Below are 11,198 nucleotides of genomic sequence, written 5' to 3'. Positions count from 1 at the left end.
CGGAAAGCAACGGGATACTTGACTAATCGTAAGAAAAGACTTTCTTTGCTATAGTAGCGTTTTTCGCTTTTTTTCTATATAGTAGTAATGTTAATCATATGAACGGATGAGGTGAAAGTATGTTTGATCGCTTACAATCGGTAGAAGACCGATATGATCGTTTAAATGAATTACTCAGTGACCCTGAGATTGTTAATGATATGAATAAATTTCGCGCACTTTCTAAAGAACAGTCAGACTTGCAATATATTGTCGATGCATATCGTGAACACAAATTAGTTAAAGAACAGCATGCTGAAGCAAGAGCTATGCTCGATGATAAGTTAGATGCAGAAATGCGTGAAATGGTAAAAGAAGAAATGAATGATTTAGCATCTCAAATTGTGGAGCTAGAAGAACGATTAAAATTATTATTAATTCCAAAAGACCCGAATGACGATAAGAACGTAATCATGGAGATTCGTGGTGCTGCAGGTGGCGATGAAGCCGCTCTATTTGCAGGGAACCTGTTCCGCATGTACAGCCGCTACGCTGAAGCACAAGGTTGGAAAATTAATATCATGGACGCTTCACCGACAGTAATTGGCGGCTATAAAGAAGTAATCTTCATGATCAAAGGACAAGGCGCATACTCGAAACTGAAATACGAAAATGGGGCTCACCGTGTACAACGTGTACCTGAAACGGAGTCTGGTGGACGTACTCATACATCGACTGCAACTGTTGCATGTCTGCCAGAAGTGGAAGAAGTAGAAGTGGATATTCATGAAAATGATATTCGTACAGATACGTATGCATCTTCAGGTGCAGGGGGACAATCGGTTAATACAACGATGTCAGCAGTTCGTTTAACGCATATTCCGACGGGCACAGTAGTAACTTGCCAAGATGAAAAATCACAAATTAAAAACAAGGCAAGTGCAATGGTCGTTCTTCGTGCGCGTGTTGCCGATAAATTCCGTCAAGAAGCACAAGCTGAATATGATGCTGTGCGTAAATCTGCAGTAGGTACTGGAGATCGTTCAGAGCGAATTCGCACGTACAATTATCCACAAAACCGAGTAACTGATCACCGTGTAGGTTTAACGATTCAAAAACTGGATCAAATCATGGAAGGTAAACTCGATGAAATCGTGAATGTGTTAATTGTTACTGACCAAACCGAACGACTTGAGCGTATGAATGAAACCAATGTGTAAATATGTTTATGAGGCCCTCGCTCGGGCTTCTTCTTTTTTATCTGAAAATGGAAGAGAAGAAGTGGTCGCGCGTATGTTGCTTCAACATGTGTTAAACAAAACGCACGTCGAATTAATGATAGACATGCGTGAAGAAATCTCAGTACAACAATTTGAGCGCTACTGGTCACTCATTGAAGAACACCGAGCAGGAAAGCCTGTTCAATATATTATGGGGACAGAAGAATTTTACGGACGTACTTTTCAAGTAAATAAAGATGTACTGATTCCACGCCCTGAAACGGAAGAACTCATTGTTGAAACGATTTCTCGAATAAAACGTATGTTCAATAAACAAGCGAAGTTAAACCTGGCTGATATTGGGACTGGCAGTGGTGCGATAGCCGTTACAATGAAGCTTGAAAACCCAACTTTAGAAGTAACAGCAACCGATCTATCATTTGAAGCGTTAGAAGTCGCTAAATTAAACGCAACTGAACTTGACGCAAACATTACCTTTAAACAAGGTGATTTAACGAGGCCAATCTCCGATGAAAAATGGGATATTGTATTATCTAACCCACCCTATATTTCACAAGACGAAGCTCCTACTCTATCAGATACCGTGCTAAACTATGAACCACATCGTGCACTTTTTGCTGATGAAGGAGGACTTTACTTATATAAACGACTGGCGCAAGAACTACCAGCCATTTTGAAACGACCTGCATTAATCGGCTTAGAAATAGGCTACAAGCAAGGTCCTGACGTGCAATCCATCTTTCAAAAGTCGTTTCCAACTGCACGGGTTGAGATCGTCAAAGATATCAATGGAAAAGAAAGAATGATTTTTTGTGAGATTGTTGAATAATTTATCCACACCTTGTCCACAATGAGCGCAAGGGGGAATGAACAATGATACAAGATTACGAGATTTTCAGAAACGAAGAACCGCAAAAGAAGAGATCTCCATGGATTGAACTGATAATGGCGCTTGTGTTTATTCAAACTCTATTATTTTTATTACCATCAGGAAGCACAGCGGCAGATGCCGTACCGGCAGACGCTGTTCAAATAAGAATTATCGCAAACAGCAATACAAAAGAAGATCAACAAATAAAATCACTTATTTTACAAGAACTTCAACCTCTATTTCAAAAAGCGGCTAGTACGGTTCAAACAACGGCCCAGTTAGAACTAGAACTTACTAAAGTTTCAGCTGAAATCACACAAAAAGCACAAGCCATCACGGAGCAAGCTATTCACATTAGCTTAGAAGAAGCATTGATTCCACCAAAATCAGATGGAACTTACTTTTATCCACAAGGTTTCCACCAAGCGCTAGTACTGACGATTGGAAATGGTAAGGGAGACAATTGGTGGTGTGCTTTATTTCCAAAAGTTTGTTATCAAGAAGAAGAACAAACAGTGAAAGAAGAGCCAGTGAAGTTTTGGACATGGGAGTGGATAAAAAAGAAGTTTTGGTAAGAGTTATCCCCAATACCGGACCTAGTTATCAACAAGTTGTGTATAACTAGCATCAAATCGCGAAAGATAGGTGAATTATCGCATGATTACGACACGACTAGTTGTGGATAACAATGTGAATAAAACGCAAGCTTATACACAAGCTGTGGAAAAATTAATTCAAGGCGAAATTGTTGCATTTCCGACTGAAACGGTCTATGGATTAGGCGCTATTGCAACGGATGAACAAGCCGTAGCAAAAATTTTTGAAGCAAAAGGAAGACCTTCAGATAATCCGTTGATTGTCCACGTTGGAGAAGCACATCATATTTTAAAGTATGTTAAAGAGATTCCACAAAAAGCCAACGACTGCATAGAGACGTTCTGGCCAGGACCGTTAACGGTCATATTAAACGCAATCCCCAATACGTTTGCTCCGAATGTTACGGCAGGTTTGTCGACAGTTGGATTACGCATGCCTGATCATCCCATTGCACTAGAATTACTAAGAAGACTAGGTCAACCTGTTGCGGCACCAAGTGCAAATCGCAGTGGCAAGCCGAGTCCAACGACAGCTCTTCATGTTGAAAAGGATCTACAAGGACGTATCCCGCTGATTTTAGATGGTGGTGCTACCGGTATCGGATTAGAATCAACAGTAGTTGACTTCACTGTAGACCCTCCAGTTATCCTTCGACCAGGCGGTGTTACAGCACAAATGCTGCGTGAAGTGATCGGAGAAGTAATTGATCCTGACACAACAACAGTGGAAGATGAAACAGTACCACGTGCACCCGGTATGAAATATGCACATTATGCTCCAGATGCTCCAGTGTTTTTAATTGAACCAGACCACGAAGCTGTAGAAAATGCCATTAATTCTATACATATGAAACATCAAAAAGTTGCTTTAATAGCACCCGATGAATTTAAACAGTCCCATGCAGACTGGTTCTTTTCCTTAGGTAATCAACAAAACCTAGTAACTTCAGCACGTCATTTATATGCTCATTTACGTTCATGCGACGATACGGTGACAGATATTATTCTGGTGACGGTTCCAATAAAAACTGGCGTTGGTGCAGCAATTTTAAATCGATTAGAAAAAGCGGCAAATGGAAATTGGTGGCACTCCTAATCTCTTCCTGTTCTGCATATGCTAATAGCAATGCAAAGTAGAGGAGAGATTTTTCATTGTCTACAGAACTTTTTGCAGGGCTACTTACCGCCCTCGATGTAGTTGCTCTGTATAGTGTCTTGCCCAAAATTCGCTTTCCACTTTTCCTCGCCATTTGGACAGCATTTTTACATATGGTTTTCCCTCTTTTAGGCTTTCTCGCTGGAGAATGGGTGACATCATTCATGGTAGAGGGTGGTCGCCTTCTTTCAAGCATCTTATTATTTTTAACAGGTGTTCATTTATGTTTAAATCAACATAATCCTAAGTCCTCATTTATTCCACCCGTGTTACTTGCAGTTGTTGTAAGTCTAGATACCTTTTCAGTTAGCTTATCTTTTGGTATGCTACATTTACAAAAGGCTTATTTCTTATTAAGTGCTGGCTTTTTCGCGTTAGTGTTTTCCTACATTGCGCTAAAAAGTGAAATGATCAAAGGGCCCATTCTAACACGAATATCTGGAGTATGTCTCATCGGAATGGGATTGCTCACATTGCTGAACAAATGAGGGAATGACATGAACATCTATTTTATTTGTACTGGGAACACATGCCGAAGCCCAATGGCGGAAGCGCTATTTAAGTCTCACGATAAGGAAGGTATGCACGTTCGTTCGGCAGGCATTTACGCCATGGACGGTGGTGACATTTCTGAACATGCGAAGCACGTTATCCGAGATTTAGGCATTGATTACAGGCACCTATCACGCCAAGTAAGTAACGAAGATATGCGCTGGGCAGATATAATTTTAACCATGACTTCTGCACATAAACAGCTTGTTATGCAATCCTATCCTGCGGTGGCAAACAAAATTTTCACCTTTAAAGAATATGTCCGACCATATGGTGCACTTGATGTGTCTGACCCTTTTGGCGGAGACGTTTATATGTACCGTCAAACCTTTCAAGAACTTTCTATATTAACCAATGATTTATTTGTTAAATTTAACGATGAATAACTATCGTGCAGCCAGCGTTCAAACGTGGCTGTATTTTTTTGTGATATTTGTAACGATTCCCGCGAGAGTGAGGAATGTTGATGAGAGCCACAATTTGAGGAGCAATTGTGGCTCTTCATCGGAGGGAAGAATTACCTCAGGCGATTAGCGTATCCTCAATTTAAAGAACTGCCACCACGGGATCAGGCTCAGCCACAATTTGAAAGGCAAGTGTGTCTACGTCTGCCACCGTTTTATTATTAAGTGTCACTACAAACTTTAAAGAAAGGTTTGAAATAAAGTTAGTAGAAAGAGGCCGAAATTGCATCTTCGGCCGACTATCAAGGCAAAGAGAGTATCTATTCTCTCGTAACCCGAACGCGTTCAGGTTTTCAGGGAGTGAAGGACGAATCCTGCCGCATAATAATCTAAAAAATAGAGTGGGGAGAGTAACGAAGTCATAAGCCCCACTCTTTATTCTCTAGATTATAGTGCAGCAAAAGATTTGACTGAAGCGGGCTGAAAACCGCGACATCATTAGTATCAGTGACCCTGTCGTTCTTTAAAGAGTCCCGCGAGAGTGTGAGCGTTGATGAGAGCCACAATTTGAGAGGCAATTGTGTCTCTTCATCGAAGGGACGCACTACCGCAGGCGATTAGTATCCACTTACTCTAAAGAACTACCCCCAGGTTGCCAACCAGAGCCACAAATAAAAGACATTTGTGTCTCTGGCTAGCACGCCTTTATTACTTCTTTAAAGTAAGTGTCAGTACTAACTTTGAAAAATGGTCTGAAATAAAGTAAACAGGAAGTGTCCGAAGCTCACTGAAAACCTAAATACCAAAATGTCACTTTGCGCTTTTCGTATGAAAAATGGTAAGATAAAAGCGAATATAAATAGAAAAGAGGGACTAACATGAACATCGCGATTTCTTCCGATCATGGCGGTAATGTTTTACGCAAAGAGATTACCTCTTTACTTGACGAACTAGGTCACACGTTTCAAGATTTTGGTCCACCAACAAATGATTCTGTCGATTATCCAGACTATGCACAACCAGTTTCAGAAGGAGTAGCTGCTGGAAACTTTGACCGCGGCATATTAATTTGTGGAACGGGAATTGGCATGTCAATTGCTGCAAACAAAGTAAAAGGCATTCGTTGCGCATTGGTGCATGATGTATTTAGTGCGAAAGCAACAAGAGGTCATAATGACTCGAATGTAATAGCAATGGGCGAACGTGTAATTGGCGGTGGCTTAGCACGGGAAATCGTGAAAACATGGTTAGAAGGTGAGTTCGAAGGTGGTCGTCACGAACGACGTATCTTTAAACTTACTGAACTCGAAAACAAATAGAGGAGTTTGGTCATATGGATGCATATACACTGTGGCGGTCTCAACTCGAAGAATTGTTAGGTGACTTTGCAACTCAAGTCACATTTACATCAGGTCAACTACTAGTCATTGGTTGTTCAACTTCTGAAATTGTGGGCAAACGAATTGGCTCTGCAGGTGGTCTAGAAGTAGCGGAAAGCTTATTTGCGCCACTGCTAGCATTTGCCGAAAAATATGAAATCTATTTAGCCTTTCAAGGATGCGAACACATTAACCGGGCAATTACAATGGAAAGACAAACGGCAAAAGCCTTCAGTCTAGAACCTGTATCCGTTATTCCTGTTCAAAAAGCTGGAGGTTCCATGTCTGCTTATGCCTTTATGCATTTCGCTGACCCGGTTGTGGTCGAACATGTACAAGCCCATGGTGGCATTGATATTGGACAAACACTCATCGGCATGCACATAAAACCTGTCGCAGTGCCGATTCGAACATCTGTTAAACAAATTGGTGAAGCAATTGTTACACTCGCTACTACTCGTCCGAAACTTATTGGCGGAGAGCGAGCAGTATATAAAAATAAATAGACTTAAAGGGGATATGGACACATGAAGATTATTGCTGAGCAAGACAAAGCTGTTTTTGAAGCCATGAACGCGGAGAAAACACGTCAACAAGGGAATATTGAATTAATTGCCTCTGAAAACTTTGTATCAGAAGCAGTAATGGAAGCTCAAGGGTCTGTATTAACGAATAAGTACGCAGAAGGTTACCCTGGAAAACGTTATTACGGTGGCTGTGAGCACGTCGATACGGTAGAAAATATTGCACGTGACCGCTTGAAAGAAATTTTCGGTGCAGAACATGCAAACGTACAACCACATTCAGGTTCACAGGCTAATATGGCGGTTTATATGACAGTACTTAAAGAAGGCGATACAGTTCTTGGTATGAATTTATCTCATGGTGGGCACTTAACGCATGGTTCATCCGTTAACTTTAGTGGAATTTTATACAACTTTGTTGAATATGGTGTTGACGAAGTGACAGAAACGATTGATTACTCAGAGGTTCGTGAAAAAGCCTTGGAACATAAACCAAAAATGATTGTTGCCGGAGCTAGTGCTTATTCTCGTACACTTGATTTTGCTAAATTCCGTGAAATTGCGGACGAAGTGGGTGCTTACTTGATGGTTGATATGGCACACATTGCTGGTTTAGTTGCAGCTGGAGAACATCCAAACCCGGTTCCACACGCTCATTTTGTTACGTCGACGACACATAAAACACTTCGTGGTCCACGTGGTGGATTAATTTTAACAACTGAAGAATTTGCTAAGAAAATTGATAAAACAATTTTCCCAGGAATTCAAGGTGGTCCATTAATGCACGTCATCGCTTCTAAAGCTGTAGCATTCGGTGAAGCACAACAACCAGAATTTAAAACGTATATTCAACAAGTCGTCAAAAATGCAAAAGCTTTAGCGAACTATTTGATAGATGAAGGTATTGACATTGTTTCTGGTGGTACTGATAACCACTTACTACTTATTAACTTAGGCTCGTTAAACTTAACAGGTAAAGTAGCGGAAAAAGTATTGGACGAAGTAGGGATTACCGTAAATAAAAATACCATTCCTTTCGAACAACTAAGCCCATTTGTTACTTCAGGTATTCGTATCGGAACACCTGCCGTGACATCACGTGGATTTAAGGAACCAGAAATGAAAGAAATCGCGTCTATTATGGCTAAATTATTGAAAAATCATGAAGACGAAGCGATTCACAAAGAATCAGCGGAACGCGTAGCAGCATTAACTTCTAAATTCCCACTATATAACTAATAGAATATTGTGAAAAATTAGTAAAAAAGCTATATTTGAGTAATCAAATATAGCTTTTTTTGTTGATTTCCTCTAACATAGCAGTATGTCGTTTTGTAAAAGGGGTGCCGGTATTGGAAACGAAATTTCCAAGAGAATTAAGCAAAGGTTTGATATTTGATTGGTTATGTCGTTTAGGCGACCAATATCAAACGAGTTTTGTCGTATGTGACCCACATTATAAAAATAACCAACTGGTCTATGTAAATGATAAATTTTCGCAATTATCAGGGTATTCTCGTGAAGAATCCCTCGGAAAAGATTGCCGTTTCCTACAAGGCATCGATACGAACGAGTTCGCTAGTAACGATATTAAACAGCAACTTGCTAAAGGAACTCCCATACATACAGAACTCTTAAACTATCGAAAAGATGGAACGCCATTTTGGAATGAATTAGTTATCCAACCAATACGTGATGATCAAGGAACGTTGTTGTATTACATAGGCCATCAAATAGATGTTACCCGGCGTAAACAAACAGAAGCTCTATTCGATGTTCAACAAGAAATTTATCAGGGCATTGAAAAAGGATATGCATTAAACGTATTACTTCAAAAAGTATGTGATGTGGCTGAAAGTTTTTTTCAACAACAGACGAAATGCGCGATTCAATTGCTAAATACTAACGACCGTTTACTTATAACGGCGGCTAGGTCACTACCCGAAAGCTATAATAAAGTCGTTCATGGTATAAAAATTGGTCTGAATGTAGGGTCATGTGGCACATCGGCTTTTCTAAAAAAACCAGTCATCGTTACAAACATAGAAACGGACCCCCTTTGGGTTGATTATAAACAAAATGCTCTTGCTCACGGTTTGCGTGCTTGCTGGTCGATACCGATCTTGACTCAAGAAAATAAAGTAGTAGGAACTATTGCAACATACTTTACGAAACCCAATAAGCCACGTGAAGTAGATATAGAGTTCATGCAACGGCTAGCTCCGCTCATTTCACTTGCTGTGAAGTATTCAGATCATCAAGAAGAAGTGTTGCAGCTTGCTTATATAGATGCCGATACAGGTATTCCTAATCGTCATTATTTTATCAATGAATTAAAAGATCTATTAGCAGAAGGTGAACCAGGGTTCGTCGCGATGATTGAGTCATCTGAGTTTGCACATATCGGAGATGTTTATGGTCGAGCAGCTGGAGATGATTTAATTAAACAAATGTCTAATCGCATGCAACGAATTTGTAAACTAGGTGATGTCATTGCTCGATTCGCGAGTCCCACATTAGTAATTGCAAGTTTAATTCCATCGACTGAAATTGAACGTTTCACTAACGACATGATGAGTATTGTCAACGATCCATTTCTACTTGGAGAGGATGAAGTATTTGTCACGATGAAAATTGGTGTAACACCTTTTCATGGTAAATCGATTGATAGTGAAGAACTAATTCGCTTTGCAGATACGGCGATTTCTGACGCGAAAAAAAGAGCTGGTAATGCTTTATCATTTTTCACAGTTGATCAAGATGAAGAGACTAAGCGGAAATTGTCTATTGCCAATCATTTGACACATGCTTTACAAAAAAATGAATTTGATGTTCATGTCCAACCGAAAGTAGATTTGCAAACCGGTAAGATCTTTTCATTTGAAGCACTATCAAGATGGTCTTCACCTGAACTTGGACAAGTACCACCAGACGTCTTCATTCAAGCAGCCGAAAACTCTGGGAGAATTAGGACACTAGATCAAATCACTTTAGTCAAAGTATTAAAATGGCTACAAAAGCGCAAGAAACTGGGTAAACAATTATTACCGGTTGCGATAAACATCTCAACTGATCACTTTTTCCATCCACACTTTGTGGCAGATTTGCGTAAAGCCGTAAAAGATTACGACATTGAAGCAAAATATTTACGCATAGAAATTACCGAAAGTATTGGCTTAGTAGACTTTGAACTAGCTAAAACTATATTCGAACAATTGAAATTAGCTGGTTTTGAAAGCTCTATTGATGATTTTGGCATGGGCTTTTCTTCACTCAGCTACTTGCAGCAATTACCAGTAAGTGAAATTAAAATTGATCGAAGCTTTATCTCAAATATTGATAGCGGTGGTACACTTGCGATTGTTCGAACCATAGTCCAACTCGCCACTAATTTACATATGGAATCCATCGCAGAAGGTATAGAAACCGCTGAACAACTCAGTATCCTACGTGCGATTGGATGCAAATGTGGTCAAGGCTTCTACTTCTACAAACCTATGCCTTTTGACGAAATGGATAAAATTCTTGATAAGCAAGAACAATGATGGATATCTTCATTATTAACATCAACACAGCGAAAACCAAACCAATTAGCCCCCTACACACTGCGTGTTTCGGGGTATTTTTGTGGGAGAAATTGGGCGAGTGGGAATGACACGAGTTGAATACGAATAAACGGAGATTGAACAGGAATAAACAACGTGCGAACGGGATTAAATCAAAATGAACAGGATTAAAATCGCCGATGCCACTGTCTAATTCAATTTACACTTCAGGTTGTACAATATATGATGTTGGTGAAAAAAATCCCCTTCTCGAAGAGGAATTTCACTAATGTTGTTTTTTTATAAATATCTATGAAACTAAAAAAAGCATGATACACGCTGATTTCCGTTCCGAGCGGACGCGTTCCGTGGGGCGTGCGGTGAGCCTCCTCGTCGCGAAAAACCAAATCAATGCTCCTGCGGTTACTCGTCGCAAACGAATTGTGCACAATTCGTTTCCTGCGGGGTCTCACCTGTCACTCTAATCCCACCGGAGTCGCCGCTCTGCACTCCAATCAGCTAAGAGAATATACGAAACATAAGTTCAAATAGATCCATACATTACTTTTGAAGAAAACTTCATAATAGAAGGGACTTTTAAAGGGAAAGTATGTACATATGTCCTTGGAAAATTGACAGACAACCCTACAAAATGTAAAGGCACAAGTCATACTAAAGTCTGCTGAAGCACAATCCTTAACGTCTATGGCAAGAAATTGTTCCGTCTTCACCTACAACTGTTTAACGCTTGAATAACCAAGCTGCAAAAAAATTTAAACCGTATTATTTTACCCTTTACATTAAAACTAGCTGATAAACAAAGCGAACAAAAAACATTACGCTCAAAAGCAGTATAATCCTACTTATAAGCATGTCACTGGATCAGGCAATTTATATATTCTTATCCAATTTTAACGTGCCATTTTAATTGCTTGGAGTGCAAGATGGCGA

10 protein-coding genes are annotated in these 11,198 nt (G+C 39.9%); all 10 read left to right on the top strand.

What is annotated here, in order from left to right; all coding sequences use genetic code 11:
- Positions 1 to 119 precede the first annotated feature (119 nt).
- The 10 genes from prfA (at position 120) to C406_RS0117625 (ending at position 10,247) form a co-directional block, all read left to right on the top strand.
- Positions 120 to 1,199: a peptide chain release factor 1 gene (gene prfA / locus C406_RS0117670; RefSeq protein ID WP_017381988.1), complete on the top strand. Its 1,080-nt coding sequence runs from the start codon at positions 120 to 122 to the stop codon at positions 1,197 to 1,199.
- The gene (gene prmC, locus C406_RS0117665; protein WP_017381987.1) at positions 1,183 to 2,049 is read left to right on the top strand and encodes a peptide chain release factor N(5)-glutamine methyltransferase; all 867 of its coding nucleotides are present in this window, start codon (positions 1,183 to 1,185) and stop codon (positions 2,047 to 2,049) included. Before prfA ends, prmC begins: the two co-directional genes overlap by 17 nt.
- 44 nt (positions 2,050 to 2,093) lie before the next feature.
- Positions 2,094 to 2,666, top strand: coding sequence for a stage II sporulation protein R (locus C406_RS0117660; RefSeq protein ID WP_017381986.1), 573 nt, complete (start codon positions 2,094 to 2,096; stop codon positions 2,664 to 2,666).
- An 82-nt stretch (positions 2,667 to 2,748) separates the two neighbouring features.
- On the top strand, positions 2,749 to 3,783 hold the full coding sequence (locus tag C406_RS0117655) for an L-threonylcarbamoyladenylate synthase (RefSeq protein ID WP_017381985.1): 1,035 nt from the start codon (positions 2,749 to 2,751) through the stop codon (positions 3,781 to 3,783).
- Between the two features lie 56 nt (positions 3,784 to 3,839).
- Positions 3,840 to 4,331 carry a manganese efflux pump gene (locus C406_RS0117650; RefSeq protein WP_017381984.1) on the top strand — a complete coding sequence of 164 codons (492 nt, stop codon included), beginning with the start codon at positions 3,840 to 3,842 and terminating at the stop codon, positions 4,329 to 4,331.
- A 9-nt stretch (positions 4,332 to 4,340) separates the two neighbouring features.
- Positions 4,341 to 4,781, top strand: coding sequence for a low molecular weight protein arginine phosphatase (locus C406_RS0117645; protein WP_017381983.1), 441 nt, complete (start codon positions 4,341 to 4,343; stop codon positions 4,779 to 4,781).
- A gap of 896 nt (positions 4,782 to 5,677) precedes the next feature.
- Positions 5,678 to 6,118: a ribose 5-phosphate isomerase B gene (gene rpiB, locus C406_RS0117640; protein ID WP_017381982.1), complete on the top strand. Its 441-nt coding sequence runs from the start codon at positions 5,678 to 5,680 to the stop codon at positions 6,116 to 6,118.
- Between the two features lie 14 nt (positions 6,119 to 6,132).
- Positions 6,133 to 6,684 carry a TIGR01440 family protein gene (locus C406_RS0117635; protein WP_017381981.1) on the top strand — a complete coding sequence of 184 codons (552 nt, stop codon included), beginning with the start codon at positions 6,133 to 6,135 and terminating at the stop codon, positions 6,682 to 6,684.
- 21 nt (positions 6,685 to 6,705) lie between these two features.
- Positions 6,706 to 7,941 (top strand): serine hydroxymethyltransferase, encoded by a 1,236-nt coding sequence (glyA, locus tag C406_RS0117630; RefSeq protein ID WP_017381980.1) that lies wholly within the window; start codon positions 6,706 to 6,708, stop codon positions 7,939 to 7,941.
- Between the two features lie 113 nt (positions 7,942 to 8,054).
- On the top strand, positions 8,055 to 10,247 hold the full coding sequence (locus C406_RS0117625) for a bifunctional diguanylate cyclase/phosphodiesterase (protein WP_017381979.1): 2,193 nt from the start codon (positions 8,055 to 8,057) through the stop codon (positions 10,245 to 10,247).
- Positions 10,248 to 11,198 lie beyond the last annotated feature (951 nt).

Origin of the sequence: Paenisporosarcina sp. TG-14, from assembly GCF_000297555.1 — a bacterium.
In the GTDB taxonomy this organism is placed as follows: Bacteria; Bacillota; Bacilli; order Bacillales_A; family Planococcaceae; genus Paenisporosarcina; species Paenisporosarcina antarctica.
The sequence above is the reverse complement of the archived record's forward strand: the minus strand, read 5'-3'. Positions and strand labels throughout refer to the sequence as shown.

Bases quoted from the DNA above. Each gene is read 5' to 3' on its own strand.
- prmC (WP_017381987.1), top strand. From the start codon at position 1,183: ATGAAACCAATGTGTAAATATGTTTATGAGGCCCTCGCTCGGGCTTCT.
- C406_RS0117655 (WP_017381985.1), top strand. From the start codon at position 2,749: ATGATTACGACACGACTAGTTGTGGATAACAATGTGAATAAAACGCAA.
- rpiB (WP_017381982.1), top strand. From the start codon at position 5,678: ATGAACATCGCGATTTCTTCCGATCATGGCGGTAATGTTTTACGCAAA.
- C406_RS0117660 (WP_017381986.1), top strand. From the start codon at position 2,094: ATGATACAAGATTACGAGATTTTCAGAAACGAAGAACCGCAAAAGAAG.
- C406_RS0117645 (WP_017381983.1), top strand. From the start codon at position 4,341: ATGAACATCTATTTTATTTGTACTGGGAACACATGCCGAAGCCCAATG.
- glyA (WP_017381980.1), top strand. From the start codon at position 6,706: ATGAAGATTATTGCTGAGCAAGACAAAGCTGTTTTTGAAGCCATGAAC.
- C406_RS0117635 (WP_017381981.1), top strand. From the start codon at position 6,133: ATGGATGCATATACACTGTGGCGGTCTCAACTCGAAGAATTGTTAGGT.
- prfA (WP_017381988.1), top strand. From the start codon at position 120: ATGTTTGATCGCTTACAATCGGTAGAAGACCGATATGATCGTTTAAAT.